The organism is Flavobacterium sp. (assembly GCF_036782315.1).
Taxonomy (GTDB): Bacteria; Bacteroidota; Bacteroidia; order Flavobacteriales; family Flavobacteriaceae; genus Flavobacterium.
On record NZ_DAIPZK010000009.1, the window covers coordinates 23,997 to 42,947 of the forward strand.

Sequence of the window (18,951 nt, forward strand, 5' to 3'; positions counted from 1 at the left end):
TTAGAGCAGCGGTATTTCCAGCGCCATCACATTGCACTTCCAAATTAGAAGCTTGAGTTGTGATTGTTGGGTTAGTGGTATCATTAATATTAAAAATTTGATTACAAGTTACAACGTTTAATATTGTATTCTCTCCTGCATCTCGAATTCCGTTATTATTTGCGTCTAAATATTCAGTAATAGTGTATGTTCGGGTTACTTGAGAATTGCATCCCAAATAAGCGCTGTTTGAAGCAGTTATTTGGATTACACCACAAGGATTATTTCCTATTATACCCGTACCGTTTCCAAGAGCTTCAAATTCTAATTCGGTTAATGAAGTTGCTTGAGGTAATAAATCATAACATTGTAAAGTTATGGGTGAAAAAGTTGGACAAGTAACTAAAAATTCACAGCATACCACAGGAGATATTGTTGTAGAATAATTTTTTACGCATCCAACTGCGTCTGTAATTGTAGCTGAGTATGTTCCAATTCCTAAATTAGAGATATTTGGTGTTGTGGCTCCAGTATTCCATAAAATATTGTAAGGTCCAGTTCCACCACTAATTGATAAATTAATCGAAGCGGTAGAACCTGCAATACAAGACAAACCTTGAACATTCGGATTAATAATAACTTCACTAGGATAATTAATTAATACAGAAAAAGTATTTGTTAATCCTAAGGCATCAGTTACAGTTAATGTCGCTGTATTAGAAGTGGTAGTATTGTAGTTGAAAATAGGATTTTCTTCAGTGGAATCAATAGTTCCATTTGAGTCAAAATCCCAAGCGAAACTGTAGGGGGGAGTTCCACCATTAGTTGTAGAATCAAAATGGATTGAAGCTGTAGTTCCAGTTGTACAACCTGTATATGTAAATTGAACTGCTAGTGGTTTTTTTATTACTACACTAGGAGGAAATTCGCATTGCGATCTGTTGTAGGTACTACATGTGTATGGAATTAATTCTGTATTGTTTCCAGAAGTTCTCCATACAATTAATATTCTACTTAGAATCATTTCTTGTCCACAAACCCATGTAAATGGGCCATAGAGTAGGCGTTGTCCAGCTCCTGGAGCAACTGTTCCTAAGTTAACATTAAGTGGAGTGCTAACTCCATCAATTTCTAAGTCAGCAAACATTCTTGCATGATAAATATTGCTATTAGAATTAGAAGTATAATTTAACATCACATACATGGTTTGAGACACACCAGGTGTACATGTTGTATTGTTTAGTGGAACTCCATTAACATCTGTTAAACTTAAAAAGACATCATCTAATGTATAATTATTTGATGTACAATTATAATAATCTAGATAATAATTAGGAGCTGAACCACATAATCTTAAGTCGGGTTTTGAAGTTGTAAATTGTGAATGAACAAAATTAAACCCAAGACAGATAAGAAATATCGAAATGGTAATTTTTGTTTTCATGAACGTTTTGATTTAATTTAACAATAATTGAAAAATAAGACCAAAAACGAGTAGTGAATAACTAATAGTTGAGGGGAAAAAGACGAAATGTAATTTTTGGAAAAATGATTTAAAAAAAAATATTTTAACACATATCTATTACTTGTAAAAAGTAATTAAAGCTCTAGTTAGGGCAACTATTGTAGAAATTTCTTAATGCTAAATTACTCAAAAACTTATAGTTACCTAAAATTCACCCCTTGTTTTCGATAAAATGTTCAAAAAAATCTATTAACTAACTTAAAATTGGCAAAAACTTTAACTTTTAATTCAAAAAAAAGTAGTAATTTGAATCTCTAAACTAATAACTATGAAAAATTTAATACTTATTAGACATTCAAAATCAAGTTGGGATGCGCCAGTACAAGATATTGATAGATCAATTTCTCAACGTGGTGTTAGAGATGCACATTTAATTGCTTCTAAGACTTCAACTATTTTGCCTTCATCTTACATTGTTTGGAGCAGTAAAGCAAAACGTACACAAGAAACCGCTTACATCTTTTCGCAATATTTATCTATTCCTATTGAAACGATTCTTTTTTCAGAAGAATTATACACTTTTGATGTAAAGAAGTTAGAAAAATGCATAAATAAATGTGAAAATTCATATGATAGTCTAATTCTTTTTGGGCATAATGAAGCTATTACAAAATTTGTTAATAAATTTGGAGACCTTTACATTGAAAATGTTCCCACATCTGGAGTTGTTGCCTTGCAATTTAACACTAATGATTGGAATAATTTATCTGAAGGAAAAACTATAGCAACATTATTTCCAAGCCAGTTTAAAAATGAGTAATACTATTAATAACTATATAGATAGAGAAAAAAGTTGGTTAACCTTTAATGCAAGAGTACTTCAAGAAGCAAATGATGAGAATGTACCTTTATTAGATCGATTTCGATTTCTTGGGATTTTTTCCAATAACCTTGATGAATTTTTTAGGGTTCGATATGCTGCTATTCGAAGATTAAGTCATGAAAATTTGGAAACCGAAAAAATTTTAGGTTTACCAGCCGAACAATTGCTTAAAGAAATTACTGACATTGTTATTGAACAACAATCCGAGAGTTTACGTATTTTAAGTGAAATCGAAAAAAAACTTGAAAAAGAGAATATCTATATCATCAACGAAAAACAAGTTACCAAAGAACAAGAGATTTTTATTCATGATTACTTTATTCAAAAAGTAAGTCCGGCTGTTGTAACTATTATGTTAAATGACTTGGAAGAATTTCCTTTATTAAAAGATACTTCTGGTTACTTAGCTATTAAGTTAGTCATGAAATCTGATAATGCTGAAAAAGAAATTCGTTATGCCGTTATCGAAATTCCGCACACCATAAATAGATTTGTAGTACTTCCTTCAAATTCTGAAAAACAGTATATTATTCTATTAGATGATGTTATCCGTCTTAACTTAAATAGTATCTTTAATATATTTGATTATGAGAGTATTTCGGCACATATGATTAAAATTACTCGTGATGCTCAGCTGGAATTTGATAGTGATTTAAGTAAAAGTTTAATTGAAAAGATTTCTTCTTCTGTTAAAGAAAGAAGAGTTGGAGAACCTGTTCGTTTTGTATACGATCAGGCCATTGGAAAAGATACTTTAGATTTCTTTCTAAAACGAATGAATATTTTAAGTTCTGAAAGTATTATTCCAGGAGGAAGATATCACAATCGTAGAGATTATATGAACTTCCCCAATTTAGGTCGATACGATTTATTATATAGAGAAAATCTTCCATTACCTGTTCCAGGTTTATCACTAGAAGGAAGTATTTTAGAGCGAATCAAAAAGAAAGATTATTTGCTTTATGCGCCTTATCAATCTTTTTCTTACATCATTAAATTTTTGCGTGAAGCCGCTTTAGATCCAAAAGTAGCGTCAATTAAAATTACATTGTACCGATTGGCTAAGAACTCTCAAATTGTAAGTTCCTTAATCAACGCTGCAAAAAACGGAAAAAAAGTAACTGTCCAAATAGAATTACAAGCGCGTTTTGATGAAGAAAGTAATATTTCATATTCCGAACAAATGCAAACCGAAGGTATCGAATTGATTTTTGGAGTAAAAGGCTTAAAAGTACATAGTAAAATATGTGTTATTGAACGTATTGAAGAAGGAAGAGTAAAACGCTATGGCTTTATTTCAACAGGAAACTTCAATGAAAATTCTGCAAAAGTCTATACAGATGTAACTTTATTTACAAGTAATACAGAAATTTTAAAAGATGCGGCTAAAATTTTCGATTTCTTTGATGTGAATTACAGAGTACATCGTTATAAGCACTTAATAGTATCACCACATTACACTAGAAGTCGTTTTAACAAATTAATTGATAGAGAAATTTTAAATGCACTTTCTGGAAAAGAAGCTTATATTAAGTTGAAAATGAATAGTTTGTCAGATTTTAAAATGACTGATAAATTATATGAAGCAAGTAAAGCGGGAGTTAAAATTCAATTGATTATTAGAGGAATCTGCTGTTTGATTCCGGGTGTAAAGGGGTTAAGTGAAAATATTGAAGCCATTAGCATTGTAGACAATTATTTGGAACATTCACGAATTTATATTTTCGCAAATTCGGGTAATCCTGAAGTGTATATTTCTTCAGCTGATTTTATGACCCGAAATCTAGACGCTAGAGTAGAAGTTACCTGCCCAATTTATGATCCAGAAATCAAACAAGAGTTAATCGATACATTTGAAATTGGTTGGAAAGCTAATGTAAAAGCCCGAATTCATTCAGCTGATTTACTAAATCGTTACAGAAAAAAAGGAGATGAGAAACCTTTTAGAGCCCAACAAGAAATGTACAATTATTACCAAAATAAATTAGATGTAATTGCAGAAAACGTGCAATAAATTAAATACATGATTACAATTAAAAAATATGCAGCTATTGATATTGGTTCCAATGCCATGCGATTATTGGTTACTAATATTGTAGAGCAAGAAGGTCAAACGCCACAATTCAATAAAAGTTCATTAGTTCGTGTTCCCATTCGTTTAGGACAAGATGCCTTTACTGTGGGCGAAATTACGGATGAAAACATCGATAGAATGATTGACGCCATGAAAGCCTTTAAATTATTAATGAAAGTGCACAAAGTAGAAAAATATCAAGCTTGTGCTACATCGGCCATGCGTGAAGCTTATAATGGAAAAGAAGTAGTTGAAATCATCAAAAAGAAAGCTGATATAAAAATTGATATCATCGATGGTAAAAAAGAAGCCGCTATCATTGCTGCATCCGATTTAAAACAATTTATTAGTACTGATAAGGCATATTTATACGTTGATGTTGGAGGAGGAAGCACCGAATTTTCATTATTCTACGAAGGTAAAATCATAGCATCTAAATCTTTTAAAAATGGAACGGTTCGTTTATTAAACAATATGGTAAACGAAGTTGTTTGGCAAGAAATTGAAAAATGGATTAAAACCAATACCGAACCTTTTGAAGATATTACACTAATTGGTTCTGGTGGAAATATTAATAAATTATTCAAATTGTCCGAAAAACAACAAGATAAACCGCTTTCGTATGTGTATGTGAGTTCGCAATATCAAAAATTGAATAGTATGACTTACGAACAAAGAATAGCCGAAATTGGTTTAAATCCAGACCGCGCCGATGTAATTATTCCAGCTACAAGAATCTATCTTAATGCCATGAAATGGAGTGGAGCCCGTCATATTTACGTACCAAAAATCGGATTATCCGATGGTATCGTGAAAGCAATGTATTATGGTAGGATTTGATATTATTCTCAGATTCATTTAGTCTCGTAGGGACGCCATTTCGGTAGAAAAAACAGTCGGTATTCAGAGTCCCATCGGGACGACATATTGGTAGAAAAATTTAATTGTAATAATTAATTAATCCCGTCGGGATGGCAAAACGGTAATGGCAAACACATATACACAGATTCATATTCAATTTGTTTTTGCGGTAAAATACCGAGACGGATTAATTCATTCGTCCTTCAAAGAGGAATTGTATCAATATATTTCTGGAATAATTAAAGCCAATAATCATAAATTATTAGCGATAAACGGAATGTCAGACCACATTCATATTTTAATAGGAATGCGTCCAACACAGTCAATTTCCGAATTGATGCAAACCATTAAAGCCAATTCCTCCAAATGGATTAACGAGAAAAAGTTTTTGAAAGTAAAATTTGAATGGCAAGAAGGTTATGGAGCTTTTTCGTATTCTAAATCCCACGTTGAAAATGTTATTAAATATATTCAGAATCAAGAACAACGTCATAAAATAAAAACATTTCAAGAGGAATATTTAGAATTTTTAGAGGCTTTTGAAGTGGAGTATGATGAGCGTTACATTTTTAAAGAACCGATTTAATGTCATCCCTACGGGATTATAAGTCCCTGTCTGCTTTACGTTACCAAAATTTCATCCCTAACGGGATTTATAAAATTTGTTTTTATGAATAAAATACTATTTTTCAAATTTCTTATAATAATAACATCTTTATTTCTATATAGTTGTGATAAACGTTAGATTAATAGAATTTCTGAATCAAATAAAAGAAAAAATATAATTGAAGATTTTGATAGATTTTATGATAAATTCCATAAAGATTCTATTTTCCAAATATCAAGAATTAAATTTCCTTTGGATGGTGCTAAATTTGATTCAGGTGAGGAAATGAAATGGTCGAAAAACAATTGGACTATGTTAAAAACAAGAATATTTGATGTAGATACAACCGAATTTAAAATTGAATTTAAAAAAAATAATGATTCCTTTTATCAGAAGTACTGGATTGAAAATTCAGGTTTTTGGGGAGAATATAAGTTTAAATTGATAGAGAATAAATGGTATCTAGTCTATGCTGTTGATCATAATTTATTAGGAGAATTTGGGTATTTCCTTTCTTAAAGGATTCATTAACTAAACATCCAAATCAAAAGTCTTTCTCAACAAGTCTAAAGCCGGATTAATTTGTTTTAAACGTTCAAATTTTTCTTGAGGGGTGAACGCATATTTGTTTTCGGTAGTTTCATTTACTACAACTTCGATGGTAATATCATGGTTGTGTAATTTGCCTCTTAAATACCCTAATAATTCAATCGAACCAGATAAAAACTCTTCTTTTGTACTTTGGTTAGGAAGTTCTAAAGTAATTTTCGTTCCGTTTAATGTTGGATCGTTCATTTGCATGTATGTCGCCATTAAACGTTTTCCAGTGTCTGCCATTTTTTGGGCAAACTTATTCCATTGCAACAACATATCGGTTTCGTTAAAGGCTTCTGAAGGCAATTCTTCGCGATGTCTTTGAACGGTTTGTTGTTGGGCTTCTAACTCTTTTTTAGCTTTAATACTCGCTAATGAAAGTGCCGAAACTTTAGTTCCTGTCGGATTTAAATTGGTTAAAACAGGTTTTGGTATTTCAGGAACAATTGGAGTAATTACTTCATTTTGAACTTCTGGAATTGAAGATAAGATTGACTCATTTACCACTGGTTCTGTTTTTTCAACAGTTTTAATTTCCTCAGTTGGAACTTGAGTTTTTAATGAAGAAACTTCCGAAATAGAGTAGGAGTTGTTCTTGTAATACGTAGCCGGAATGATAAATTTAGCTACTTTTTTTTTTCTCCATCAAAAGTGATAGAGGCTAATTGCATCAAACAAAGCTCAACTAAAAGTCGTTGATTTTGACTGACTTTATATTTCAAATCGCATTCATTAGCTAATTCAATTCCTTTTAATAAGAAATCGTGCATCGCTTTGTGAGATTGTGCTGCATACAAACTTTGTGCATGTTCACCAGCTTCCAATAAAGATAAGGTTGCAGGATTTTTACAAACTAATAAATCTCTAAAATGCGAAGCCAAACCAGCAATAAAATGATGTCCATCAAAACCTTTTGCTAAAATGTCATTGTAAGCTAAAAGTAAATCTGGAATCTTATTTTCTAAAATTAAATCGGTGATTTTGATGTAATATTCAAAATCTAAAACATTTAAGTTTTCGGTAACCGCTTGTCTGGTTAAATTATTTCCGCAATACGAAACAACTCTGTCAAAAATTGATAAAGCATCACGCATAGCACCATCAGCTTTTTGGGCAATAATGTGCAATGCGTCGTCTTCAAACGTAATTCCTTGTTCTTTAGCGATTTCTGCTAAATGCTCTTTCGCATCTTTAACCGTAATTCTTTTGAAATCAAAAATCTGACAACGCGATAAAATCGTTGGGATAATTTTATGTTTTTCAGTAGTAGCTAAAATGAAAATAGCATGTTTAGGAGGTTCTTCTAATGTTTTCAGGAAAGCATTAAAAGCAGCTTGTGACAGCATGTGTACCTCGTCAATGATGTAAACTTTGTATTTTCCCGTTTGAGGTGGTATTCTAACTTGGTCGATAATGCTTCTGATATCATCAACACCATTATTAGAAGCAGCGTCTAATTCAAAAACATTAAAAGAGAAATCTTCGTAAGGATCATCATAACCTTCCTGATTGATTTTTCGGGCTAGAATTCGGGCACAAGTTGTTTTACCCACACCACGTGGTCCAGTAAACAATAAGGCTTGTGCTAGATGGTTGGTTTCAATAGCATTCAACAAAGTATTAGTAATAGCTTGTTGGCCCACAACATCTTTAAATGTTTGCGGACGATATTTACGAGCTGATACAATAAATTGTTCCATAAATTCTATTGAAATACAAATATAGAGGGAAAATATCCAAAAGTCAAATCTGTGTTTCTAAAATCTATGAAATGTTACTAAAAGTTATTCACAATTAAAAAATAGCAATTAAAGGGAAGATTTATTTTCTGTTTTAACTCCTAATTTAGAAATTATTTCAGCATCTTCATCAAAAGAATTAGCTGATGTACCCGTTACAAAAACTCCTTTTAAACCAAATTTTGAAACTATTCCGTAAACGGTTGCTTCATCATCAGGATTTGAGTTTCCTTCATAGTGATACACATAATTGATAATATAATTTTCAGGATGAACAATAAGATCTTCTCTATTCAAATTAAAATCGAAGGTAAAACCTTTCTCTCTTAGTTTTGTTAATGCTTCTGAAACTGAAGCATAATGATAAATACCTGACATAGTTGTATATTTTAAAAGATTTGCGACCTATAAATTTACAACTTAAATAACGGATTAGGACAAAACATTATGTTAAACTATATATTAAAATTTCTTTAAAGAACTTTATTTATTGTAAGTTTGCACCGCAGACCGCCTTATCGTTCCCGATTTATCGGGAGAGGAAAGTCCGGACACCACAGAGTAGCATAGTGGGTAACGCCCATCCACCGAAAGGTGAGGACAAGTGCAACAGAAAGTATGTACAGGTAATGCTGTAGTGAAACCAGGTAAACTCTATGCGGTGAAATGCCAAGTATATCAGCAGTTTCTGAGCAATCAGAATAAGGGCTACTCGTCCGATGTTGAAGGGTAGGCAGCTTGAGTTATGTAGTAATACATAATCTAGATAAATGATAAGGCTCCATTCATTGGAGACAGAATCCGGCTTATAGGTCTGCTTTTTTATTTTGTGACGATTTTATCCTTCATCTTCATTTTCAAATTCTTCTTCATCTTCACTTTCAAATTCATAAAATGAAAATACTGAACCTCCATAGCTTTTAGAAAATGAAAAATTCGTTAAATGATCTAATTTGGTATGTTTTGAATGCTCTACAATTAACATTCCTTCTTCATCCAAAAGTTCGTTTTCAAAGATAAGTTGAATAATTTTTTCAAAATTCTCTTGACTCAAATCATAGGGTGGATCAGCGAAAATAATATCATAGTTAGCTTTACTTTTTTCTAAAAACTTGAAAACATCGCTTTTGATTACACTAATATCTAAATCTAGTTCGGTAGAAGTTTTTTTTATGAAATTTACGCAACCCATATCACCATCAACACTGGTAATAGGACCAGCGCCTCGAGATGCAAATTCGTAGCTTATGTTTCCTGTTCCTGCAAACAAATCCAAAACTTTTAATCCGTGAAAATTAAAGTAATTATTCAAAATATTGAATAACGATTCTTTACACATATCGGTTGTGGGACGAACAGGCAAATTTTTTGGAGCAACTAAACGACGTCCTTTGTGTTTTCCAGATATAATTCTCATGAATGATAAAGTATAAAGTGATTTCTCAACTCGGCAGACGAAACATCTAACATTGAAGCTTTGTTTGTAACATCTAACAAAGTACAATTTCTGATGTATTTATAGGCAATTTTATATAAGGCATCTTCTTCTAAGCAATTTCCTAAAAGTTGTACTGAAATAGTCTCTGGATTTAATTGCAATTGTTCACAAGTGAATAAGATGAAATAAATAAAATCTTCGGGAGTATGATATTGAAAAGAATTAAAAAGTAATAATTGTTGATTTTTAACCACAACAATTTCAAAATGCTCTTTTTGTATGTGAACAAAAACTTGTTTTTCTTCTTTGTTTTTTGATAAATCGAGTAATTGTTTTACTAATATAGAATTTGAGTTTTGATATTCAAACGTTTCGTATTGATCTAACAGGAAATTGTTAATATTTACAAAAGGCACATAAACGTTATTCATCTCATATGGAAAAATAACATCATGTGTAAAAAAATCGGTTTCAAAAACTTTGGTATTGTATTGCAAGTAACTTGCTAAAAAATGAACATCAAATAAGGAAGTAGGAACAAAAGTATTCAAGTTATTGTCATGAATTACCATTACTTCATCAAATGATTTTGTTAGAATAGGATAGTCAACAAAAGTTCTCCAAAGTTGTTCTTCAATAACTTTGTTTTTTTCAAAGTAAATAGACATGGTATTGACTACCTTGTTGCTAAGTAAATCAAATACACAAAAAGAAAGTCCACTCAAGGAAACCTGAATGGACAACTTTTTGTATGTTTTTTGAGTAATGTCGTTATTCGTTATTACCATATTTCTTTGGCCAGTTTCCTGTAAGAGTAACTTCTTCTAATGAACCTAAGATAATTTTATCACCATTGATTTCATCAATAGATTCTACTTTGTTTTCTTGTTTTACCAATTCTTGATCTAAATCTTTTAGTAAAGCATTTTTATCTATTGTAGCTTGGAAAACAGAAATATTCATATCGTTTCTAGGAACTACAGCAGTTTTCATAAGAACTGGTACTTCAAAGTTACCAACTTTTACAACATTTAATCTTTTGTAACGATCAGAATTTTTAAATAATGAATCTTTTACTTTAACAGTACCTAATTTAGTAATGATAACTTCGTCTTTAAAGAAACCACCTACACCATCAGCACCTACTTTAATACCAAAAGCAGCATTTTTAGCATGATCGATTACAGCAGTATCTCTTCTTGAAATAATTTCAAATTCACCAGTTTCTACAAACTTTACTAATTCTTCAAAAGTATCTGCGTATTTTCCATGAACAGATTTGTAACCTGTTTGTAGTTTTTTAATGTCAAGCATCTTTTTAACAGCAATTTCATAGCGAGCTTCTTTTTCTTGTTTAAACTCAATTGGTTTCATTACTGAAGCATAGATTAAGTATGCTAATGCAAAACAAATAATCCATAAAGCAGCTGATACGGCTACTCTAGCTTTAGCTGGTAAAAATTTATCTATTAGTTTTACTAAAACCACTGCAACAACGCAAGTGATTACAACGTACAATAATAATAATAACATTAGATTTATATTTTTTTAGTTAAATAGGTACGCAAATCTACAATTTTTTTTTCTACACAAAAGAATTTCTTGTAAAAATCATCAGTATATTTGAAAAATTAATATTGGCCTAAACCATTTTTATGACTTACAAGCTGTTTTACAATTTATTACATCGAAATTTTCCGCATCAACCCACTTTAAAACAGGATATTTTTTTTCAAAAAATTGCCGATTTCATTTTGAATTCGACTTCCGATGATATTTTTATCCTCAAAGGTTATGCCGGAACTGGTAAAACAACAATAATTTCTACAGTAATTAATAATTTGGTTGATGTTAATATGAAAGTAGTGCTGCTTGCACCCACCGGTAGAGCTGCAAAAGTAATCAGCAATTATTCTGGAAAACCAGCTTATACAATACACAAGAGAATTTATTTTCCTAAAAAAAACAAAGCAGGTGGAGTTAGTTTTACTTTACAACAAAATAAATTTAAAAATACTCTTTTTATTGTTGATGAATCTTCTATGATTTCAGATACCAATCAAGATTCCAAAATGTATGAAAATGGTTCGTTGTTAGATGATTTATTTTTTTATGTTGATGCAGGTAAAAATTGCAAACTTTTATTAATTGGAGATACTGCACAGCTACCACCTGTTAATATGAGTGTGAGTCCTGCCTTAGATATTGATTCGCTTTCACTTCATTATCAAAAAAATGTGCATCACATTGAATTGGATGAAGTCATGCGCCAAGCAGAACATTCTGGAATTTTATACAATGCAACCCAATTACGAGAATTATTACACTCGCATTTTTTGGATACTTTCCAATTCAAATTGAAAGGTTTTAAAGATATTGTTCGCTTGCAAGATGGATATGATATTCAAGATGCTATTCATCAAGCGTATGATAGTTATAGTATAGAAGACACGGTTTTTATTTTACGATCCAATAAAAGAGCGAATCAATACAACCAACAAATTAGAGCTTCCATATTGTCTAAAGAAAGTGAAATTTCAACTGGAGATTATTTAATGGTTGTGAAGAACAATTATTTTTGGTTACCCGAAAATTCAGAGGCAGGTTTCATTGCTAATGGTGATATTGTCGAAATTCTAGAAATCAGAAAAATTCAAGAACTGTACGGATTCAAATTCGCCACGGTTAAAATCAGAATGGTCGATTATCCAAATCAAATACCGTTTGACACTGTGATTATGTTAGATACGATTATGAGTGAATCGCCTTCGTTGACATACGAAGAATCAAATAAATTGTATCAAGAAGTGTTGTTGGATTATGAAGAAGAACGCCAACAATATAAAAAACTTCAAAAAGTTAAAGAAAATCCTTATTTCAATGCACTTCAGGTGAAATTTTCTTACGCCATAACCTGTCATAAATCACAAGGTGGCCAATGGAAAACTGTTTTTGTAGAACAACCATATTTACCAGATGGAATTGACATCGATTATGTACGTTGGTTATATACTGCCATCACCCGTGCCGAAGAAAAATTATATTTAATCGGATTTAAGGATGAGTTTTTTGAAAATTAATACTTTTGTAAACAAACATAGTTAACCATGAAAATAATAGCTGTAATTCCCGCTCGATATGCTTCTACACGTTTCCCAGCAAAATTAATGCAAGATTTGGGAGGCAAAACAGTAATTCTTAGAACCTATGAAGCAGCTATTTCAACCAATCTGTTTCATGATGTTTTTGTTGTGACGGATTCTGATTTAATTTACAATGAAATTATTTCGAATGGAGGAAAAGCCATTATGTCAATAAAAGAACACGAAAGTGGAAGCGACAGAATTGCAGAAGCTGTTGAAAACATGGAGGTTGACGTTGTAATTAATGTTCAAGGCGATGAACCTTTTATCAATAAAAAACCTTTAGAAGAATTAATCGAAGTTTTTAAAAACGATACAGAAAAGAAAGTCGATTTAGGTTCTTTAATGTTTCAAATTACTGATAAAGAAGAAATTAATAATCCAAACAACGTAAAAGTAATTACAGATCAACAAGGCTTTGCCTTATACTTTTCGCGTTCTGTAATTCCTTTTCCAAGAGAAGAAAATGTTGGTGTTCGTTATATGAAACATATTGGAATTTATGCTTTTAGAAAAGAAGCACTAATGGATTTTTATCGCTTACCTATGTTATCTTTAGAAGCTTCTGAAAAACTAGAACAACTCCGATACTTAGAATATGGGAAACGTATCAAAATGGTAGAAACTTCTCACGGAAGCATCGGAATTGATACTCCAGAAGATTTAGAAAAAGCTAGAAAACTACTTTAAAAATCTGATTTATCATTAAAATAACCTTTGGTCTTGATTTTTGAAGAGAAGAAATTCATAAATAAAATCACAAAAAATAAAAATAGAAATACCTGCATAATCGTAAAAATTTTTCCTTGTGTGGCTACAGGATAATAATCGCCATAACCAATAGTCGAAGAAGTTACAAAGCTATAATAAACAGCATCAAACCAGTTATTTAAAGGCTCATTCAAATAATCACCAGTTCTATAAAAAACAGCAAAAGACAAAACCGATTCTAGATAATTGAAAAACAATAACAACATTGATCTTTTATAAGAACGTGGTTGTGAAAACACATCGGAAGCAAAGATTAATGTTGGGATATACAAAACTGTTTCTAACAAAACATATATCAAGATATATATCACATAGTTATAGTTTTGCCAGTCATTTGTTAAAATTAGAACCGGGAAAATAACTTTAGCTAAAATATAAAAATCCATAGCTAGGTCTTTATATTCGTGACCAAATTTATTTGCATAATGCTTAATGTAAATACCTGGAAATAATAATTGAGATGAAGAAAGAAATAATCGAACAATTTTTTCTATTCCGTTATCTTCTTCATGGTCATTATTCCAAATAGCTCTGATATTTAGAATCGTTTTTTTAATAGGACTAATATTGTGATGATTGATTTTATTTACTTTTCCAACCAATAACTTTTTTATTACGCTCATCATGCTAATTTTTTTATAGTAAACAATTCATTATGAACTTCGATTTTTGGATACAGTCGCACTGAATAATTAGAATCAAATTTATTCTTATAATTAACATTTCGTCTTCTGTCTTGATAATCTAAAACCATAGTATTAAATAAGATAAAACCATTTACATTAAGTAAAAAATTAATACGATTTATGAAGAAATCTTCAAATAAAAAATTAGGCATTATTGTATCTTGAAAGATATCAATAATAATTAAATCGTATTTTTCTTTGGTTTTTAAAACAAATTCAAAAGCATCATCAATCACAATGGAAACGTTGTTGTAATTTTCTAAGCCAAAATATTTTGTTGCTAATTCTACAACTGCTGCATCAATTTCTACTCCCGTAATTTTACCTTCAAATTTAATTTCTTTTTTGAGAGTTTCAATAACACTCCCTCCAGCAACACCTAGCACTAATATTGATTGAAAATTCTGAATTCGTTCATAACCAATATATTTCAATCCTTTTTTAAGTACACGTTGTAAACTTCCAAAAGAATAGTTGGTGTTTTCAGAGTCTAAAACCAAATAACCGTTATTCCATGTAACTTCAAGATTTTTACTGTAAACCGATTTTCGTTGGTGAACTTTTATAGGGAATAAAAAACTAAGTAATTGCTTAATCATGTAATTTTGTTTGTAATCGTAAATATAATTTTATTTTTGTCTCAAAATAGCGCTAATGAAACAAATTTTATACAAATTCATTTTCTTCAAAATTTTAGGCTGGAAAATTGTAGGAACAATTGATCCTAAACTTAAAAAATGTGTTATGATTGTTGTTCCACATACCAGTTGGTTTGATTTTTTTGTTGGAGTATTTACCCGTGGGATTGTACAATTAGAAATGAATTTTGTAGCTAAAAAAGAACTATTTGTTTTTCCTTTTAATTTTTATTTTAAATGGATGGGAGGAACCCCATTGAACCGTCAAAAGAACGAAAATAAAGTAGATGCCATTGCTTCAATATTTGATAAGAAAGAGGTTTTTAGATTAGCTATTGCTCCAGAGGGAACTCGAAAAAAAGTTGAAGAATGGAAAACTGGATTTTATTTTATTGCCCAAAAAGCAAATGTTCCCATCATACCAGTAGCATTTGATTATGGAAAAAAAGAAGTTAGAATTCATGAACCATATAAAACTACTAATGATATTCAACATGATTTTAAAGTGCTAAAATCTTACTACAATGGGGTTTTAGGTAAGTTTCCTGAAAAAAGTTTCACAAATATTTAATTTTTTAAAACCATAAAGAATTGTTTTTCGTAAATAGGAGAAAACAAAATTCTTATTCATGAAAAACTATATGGTTTAGTTTTCTTAACCGTATTGCAAGCACTTTGTAAATACAGTAGTTTTTTTATGTCTAAGATTTTCATAATAAGGTAGTTAAAAATAAATGTTCCCCCTAGAATATGCTGAATTTTTTCAGTCCTAAAAGCGCCGACAGTGGTTTGATAAAGTGTTTAAAAATATTTCTGATACAAAAGAGACAGAAATTTCGAGAATGATTGCTATGAAAATCAAACTTTATGTGTACAACTTAACATTTTAAAAACCCTGTCGTTGTTGCTTTTTGAATATTGTACCTGAAGATTTTAATATATCTTACTCTAAAATATATTTATTATATCAATGAACTGATATTAAATCGTGTTAGTTGTTTAAAATTCTATTGAGAATGTGCTCTGAAGAAATTCAGAGCATTTTTTATGGCTTGTAATTTTTAAAAGTTCCATTTTTAAAGAAAATAACAATTCTTTCAATTTCTTCTGAATCTACATTGTCATTTTGAAGCATATCAGAATTTTTTCTTTCAGAAGAAATAATTGAAGTAGTTTTTTCTACTGATGAAAATAAGTCAGGCGTCAAGTTAGTATTTGATTCAATAGATGGAGGTATGACTTCATTTTCTGATTCTGAAAGAGTAGGAGATGTAGTTTCAGATTTAGGAAAATTTCCTTTTCCATTTAATATCCAATATAAATCTACTTCAGGAAAAACTTCAATAACTTTAATGATGAAATCTAAACTTGGCTTATTTCGACCTGAGAGTAGGTGAGACAAACTAGAACGCTGCACATTGATTTTATCTGCAAATGCAGATGCAGATAAATTATAATATTCAAGTATAATTTCAAGCCGTTTAATAAAATCATCTATGTTCACCATTGTAAATAGTTGTTTTGAATTACAAAGTTACAAATGTAAACAAAGTAAATAAAACACGCAAGTTTACATATGTAAATAATAATTTTAAAATTAAAATATAACTTTATTTAATTGGATATAATGCATTGATTTAAAACTAAATATGTGTTTGAATATTTGTCTATTCAATTTTGTAAATTAATACACTATAGTTAACTATATACAATAATTGAAATCGTTTACAAAAGTAAATTATATAGTTATTTACCGTGTTTACAATTGTAAAATTAAAGTTGTTTACATTTGTAAATCAAAATAAAAGCATGGATTATTTACAATTAGCAACTCAATTTTTAGAGCCGAAATTAAAAGGAAAGTATATTCATTTAGATTCTATTTTTCCACTATTACAATCGTTAAATTCTGATTTTGAAATTTCACAAATTGGTAAATCCGTTCAAGGAAGAGCAATTCATCAAGTTAAAATTGGAACCGGGAAAACCAAAGTTTTGATGTGGTCACAAATGCATGGGAATGAATCAACCACAACAAAAGGACTATTAGATTTCTTTAATTTCTTACAATCAGATAATGAATTCGCAAAAAGAATTAAATTGAATTATACATTATTATGCATTCCTATGCTAAATCCAGATGGAGCTTATTTGTACACAAGAGAAAATGCTAATAAAGTGGACTTAAATAGAGATGCTTTTAATGCTACTCAGCCTGAAATGCAGCTTTTAAGAAAGATTTATACGGATTTTCAACCTGATTATTGTTATAATTTACACGATCAACGCACGATATTTGGTACAGAAGGATACAATCTACCTGCAACGGTATCTTTTTTATCACCTGCATTTAATGAATTAAGAGAGTATAATTCGGTGCGATTAAAATCAATTAGTATAATAAATAAGATGAATAATGCGTTACAAGTTTATATTCCAAATCAAGTAGGGCGTTTTGATGATAGTTATAATGTGAATTGTACGGGAGATTATTTTACAACACAAAATACACCTACTATATTATTTGAAGCAGGACATTATGAAAAGGATTATGATAGAGATCAAGTTCGAAAATACATTTTTGTAGCGCTTTTGAGTTCATTTGATGCTAGTTACGAAAACGTTATAGTTGATAATGAATTGAGTAAATATTTAAATATTCCTCAAAATAACAAATGTTTTTATGATTTTATTTATAAAAATGTCAAAATTATCGATAATAATGAAGAAAAAATAATTAACTTTGCAGCTCAATATACTGAAGTAATAGAACAAGGAGAATTAAAATTCATAGCAATTATTGATAAGATTAATAATTTGCAAGATTTTAAAGGACATGTAGAATATGATTGTAAAAATGGATTATTTTCTTCAAAAACGTCTAATTTTCCAAAAATAGGAGATAATTCTAGTTTTTTTATCAATAATTTAACAAAATTTAACAATGGTGTAAAAATTATTTGATAAATTTGCTTCGGATTTGAATAAAAATCAAAAATTTAACAATTATTATAAGCACTTATGAGTAAGTTTCGTTTAGATGAAGTAGATCATCAAATTTTGGACATGTTGATTGATAACACGAGAGTTCCTTTTACAGATATTGCAAAAAAATTATTAATTTCTGCAGGGACTGTTCATGTTAGGGTAAAGAAAATGGAAGACGCAGGAATCATTCAAGGTTCTTCATTAACATTAGACTATGAGAAATTAGGATATTCTTTCATCGCTTATGTTGGGGTTTTCTTACACAATACGTCTCAAACTAAATTCGTTTTAGAGCGAATTAATCAAATACCATTCGTAACAGTTGCTCACGTAACTACAGGGAAATTCAATATTTTCTGTAAAATTAGAGCTAAAGATACTAAACACGCAAAAGAAGTAATCTTTATGATAGACGATATCGAAGGTGTTTACAGAACAGAAACGATGATTTCTTTAGAAGAAAGCATTAACGATAAGAAACGATTAATGCATACGATTTTTAAAGAATTGTAAAATACGGAAGCCTCTTATTGAGGCTTTTTTTATATCTTTAAATTATGAAAAATTTAAAACCAAACGAATTTGCTCCTTATTATGAGAATTATATCAAACTAGTTCCTGAGCAAGATATAGTGAAAGGACTTCTTAAACAAAGAGAAGAAATCTTGCATTTCTTTAAATCAATACCTGTTTTTAAACATGAATTTCGATATGCCGATGGGAAGTGGACAATAAAAGATATTATATTGCATTTGATTGATGCTGAAAGAATTTTTACCTATAGAGCTTTGCGAATTGCTAGAAATGACGAAACTGCATTACCTGGATTTGAGGAAAATGATTATGTAAATACAGCTAATGCTAATAATAGAGAATACGAAAGTTTGTTGGCAGAGTATGAAACGGTAAGAAATGCTACAATAAGTTTGTTTGAAACTTTTACTAGTGAAGATTTACTTCGATTGGGCACTGCTTCTAATAACTCCGTTTCTGTTAGAGCTATAGGGTATATAACATTAGGACATGAATTACATCATAAAAATATAATTCTAGAAAGATATTTATAAAAAAAGGGATTCAAACTG

At 30.1% G+C, this 18,951-nt stretch carries 21 protein-coding genes and 1 other RNA gene; 12 read left to right on the forward strand and 10 right to left on the reverse strand.

Annotated elements, in window-relative coordinates; genetic code table 11:
- A partial coding sequence (locus V7P59_RS08770) for a SprB repeat-containing protein (RefSeq protein ID WP_333809793.1) occupies positions 1-1,423 on the reverse strand: 1,423 nt, incomplete at its 3' end.
- A 349-nt stretch (positions 1,424-1,772) separates the two neighbouring features.
- On the opposite strand from V7P59_RS08770, the gene V7P59_RS08775 reads away from it, so the two are divergent.
- The 5 genes from V7P59_RS08775 (at position 1,773) to V7P59_RS08795 (ending at position 6,388) form a co-directional block, all read left to right on the forward strand.
- Complete coding sequence (locus tag V7P59_RS08775; RefSeq protein ID WP_333809794.1) at positions 1,773-2,264, forward strand: SixA phosphatase family protein; 492 nt, start codon at positions 1,773-1,775, stop codon at positions 2,262-2,264.
- On the forward strand, positions 2,257-4,341 hold the full coding sequence (ppk1, locus tag V7P59_RS08780) for a polyphosphate kinase 1 (RefSeq protein ID WP_333809795.1): 2,085 nt from the start codon (positions 2,257-2,259) through the stop codon (positions 4,339-4,341). The genes V7P59_RS08775 and ppk1 overlap by 8 nt, the downstream gene beginning before the upstream one ends.
- A gap of 9 nt (positions 4,342-4,350) precedes the next feature.
- Positions 4,351-5,241: a Ppx/GppA phosphatase family protein gene (locus tag V7P59_RS08785; RefSeq protein ID WP_333809796.1), complete on the forward strand. Its 891-nt coding sequence runs from the start codon at positions 4,351-4,353 to the stop codon at positions 5,239-5,241.
- 145 nt (positions 5,242-5,386) lie between these two features.
- A complete protein-coding gene (gene tnpA, locus V7P59_RS08790; protein ID WP_333809797.1) occupies positions 5,387-5,848 on the forward strand; it encodes an IS200/IS605 family transposase in 462 nt (153 codons plus the stop codon).
- Between the two features lie 333 nt (positions 5,849-6,181).
- Positions 6,182-6,388: a hypothetical protein gene (locus V7P59_RS08795; protein WP_333809798.1), complete on the forward strand. Its 207-nt coding sequence runs from the start codon at positions 6,182-6,184 to the stop codon at positions 6,386-6,388.
- 12 nt (positions 6,389-6,400) lie between these two features.
- Here V7P59_RS08795 and V7P59_RS08800 read toward each other — a convergent pair whose 3' ends face one another.
- From V7P59_RS08800 to V7P59_RS08810, 3 genes are all read right to left on the reverse strand, one after another.
- The gene (locus V7P59_RS08800; protein ID WP_333809799.1) at positions 6,401-6,970 is read right to left on the reverse strand and encodes a DNA polymerase III subunit gamma/tau; all 570 of its coding nucleotides are present in this window, start codon (positions 6,968-6,970) and stop codon (positions 6,401-6,403) included.
- 119 nt (positions 6,971-7,089) lie between these two features.
- Positions 7,090-8,163, reverse strand: coding sequence for a DNA polymerase III subunit gamma/tau (dnaX, locus tag V7P59_RS08805; RefSeq protein ID WP_194095671.1), 1,074 nt, complete (start codon positions 8,161-8,163; stop codon positions 7,090-7,092).
- A 108-nt stretch (positions 8,164-8,271) separates the two neighbouring features.
- The gene (locus tag V7P59_RS08810; RefSeq protein ID WP_333809800.1) at positions 8,272-8,580 is read right to left on the reverse strand and encodes a hypothetical protein; all 309 of its coding nucleotides are present in this window, start codon (positions 8,578-8,580) and stop codon (positions 8,272-8,274) included.
- A gap of 124 nt (positions 8,581-8,704) precedes the next feature.
- Between V7P59_RS08810 and rnpB the strand changes: the two genes are divergently transcribed.
- An RNA gene (rnpB, locus tag V7P59_RS08815) (RNase P RNA component class A) lies at positions 8,705-9,027 on the forward strand.
- A 13-nt stretch (positions 9,028-9,040) separates the two neighbouring features.
- On the opposite strand, the gene rsmD is transcribed toward rnpB, so the two are convergent.
- Genes rsmD through V7P59_RS08830 form a run of 3 tightly spaced genes read right to left on the reverse strand, consistent with a single transcriptional unit; the run spans position 9,041 to position 11,173 of the window.
- Entirely contained in the window at positions 9,041-9,619 is a 579-nt protein-coding gene (gene rsmD / locus V7P59_RS08820; protein WP_333809801.1) for a 16S rRNA (guanine(966)-N(2))-methyltransferase RsmD, read from the reverse strand.
- Positions 9,616-10,428: a DUF3822 family protein gene (locus V7P59_RS08825; protein ID WP_333809802.1), complete on the reverse strand. Its 813-nt coding sequence runs from the start codon at positions 10,426-10,428 to the stop codon at positions 9,616-9,618. Before V7P59_RS08825 ends, rsmD begins: the two co-directional genes overlap by 4 nt.
- A complete protein-coding gene (locus tag V7P59_RS08830) occupies positions 10,412-11,173 on the reverse strand; it encodes a hypothetical protein (RefSeq protein ID WP_333809803.1) in 762 nt (253 codons plus the stop codon). The genes V7P59_RS08825 and V7P59_RS08830 overlap by 17 nt, the downstream gene beginning before the upstream one ends.
- A gap of 122 nt (positions 11,174-11,295) precedes the next feature.
- On the opposite strand from V7P59_RS08830, the gene V7P59_RS08835 reads away from it, so the two are divergent.
- Both V7P59_RS08835 and kdsB read left to right on the forward strand, forming a co-directional pair.
- A complete protein-coding gene (locus V7P59_RS08835) occupies positions 11,296-12,720 on the forward strand; it encodes an ATP-dependent DNA helicase (protein ID WP_333809804.1) in 1,425 nt (474 codons plus the stop codon).
- A gap of 27 nt (positions 12,721-12,747) precedes the next feature.
- On the forward strand, positions 12,748-13,473 hold the full coding sequence (kdsB, locus tag V7P59_RS08840; protein ID WP_333809805.1) for a 3-deoxy-manno-octulosonate cytidylyltransferase: 726 nt from the start codon (positions 12,748-12,750) through the stop codon (positions 13,471-13,473).
- Here the strand turns inward: kdsB and V7P59_RS08845 are convergent.
- A complete protein-coding gene (locus V7P59_RS08845; protein WP_333809806.1) occupies positions 13,470-14,180 on the reverse strand; it encodes a potassium channel family protein in 711 nt (236 codons plus the stop codon). The genes kdsB and V7P59_RS08845 overlap by 4 nt on opposite strands.
- Positions 14,177-14,839 carry a spermidine synthase gene (locus V7P59_RS08850; RefSeq protein ID WP_333809807.1) on the reverse strand — a complete coding sequence of 221 codons (663 nt, stop codon included), beginning with the start codon at positions 14,837-14,839 and terminating at the stop codon, positions 14,177-14,179. Before V7P59_RS08850 ends, V7P59_RS08845 begins: the two co-directional genes overlap by 4 nt.
- A 55-nt stretch (positions 14,840-14,894) precedes the next feature.
- On the opposite strand from V7P59_RS08850, the gene V7P59_RS08855 reads away from it, so the two are divergent.
- Complete coding sequence (locus tag V7P59_RS08855) at positions 14,895-15,449, forward strand: 1-acyl-sn-glycerol-3-phosphate acyltransferase (protein WP_333809808.1); 555 nt, start codon at positions 14,895-14,897, stop codon at positions 15,447-15,449.
- A 474-nt stretch (positions 15,450-15,923) separates the two neighbouring features.
- Here V7P59_RS08855 and V7P59_RS08860 read toward each other — a convergent pair whose 3' ends face one another.
- Positions 15,924-16,385, reverse strand: a complete 462-nt coding sequence (locus V7P59_RS08860; RefSeq protein WP_333809809.1) for a helix-turn-helix domain-containing protein — start codon at positions 16,383-16,385, stop codon at positions 15,924-15,926.
- Positions 16,386-16,687: 302 nt separating this feature from the next.
- Between V7P59_RS08860 and V7P59_RS08865 the strand changes: the two genes are divergently transcribed.
- The 3 genes from V7P59_RS08865 to V7P59_RS08875 are packed head-to-tail and all read left to right on the forward strand — an operon-like array spanning position 16,688 to position 18,933.
- Positions 16,688-17,842 (forward strand): M14 family metallopeptidase, encoded by a 1,155-nt coding sequence (locus tag V7P59_RS08865; protein ID WP_333809810.1) that lies wholly within the window; start codon positions 16,688-16,690, stop codon positions 17,840-17,842.
- Between the two features lie 57 nt (positions 17,843-17,899).
- Positions 17,900-18,379: an Lrp/AsnC family transcriptional regulator gene (locus V7P59_RS08870; RefSeq protein WP_026726210.1), complete on the forward strand. Its 480-nt coding sequence runs from the start codon at positions 17,900-17,902 to the stop codon at positions 18,377-18,379.
- Between the two features lie 44 nt (positions 18,380-18,423).
- Positions 18,424-18,933: a DinB family protein gene (locus tag V7P59_RS08875; RefSeq protein ID WP_333809811.1), complete on the forward strand. Its 510-nt coding sequence runs from the start codon at positions 18,424-18,426 to the stop codon at positions 18,931-18,933.
- Positions 18,934-18,951: the final 18 nt, after the last annotated feature.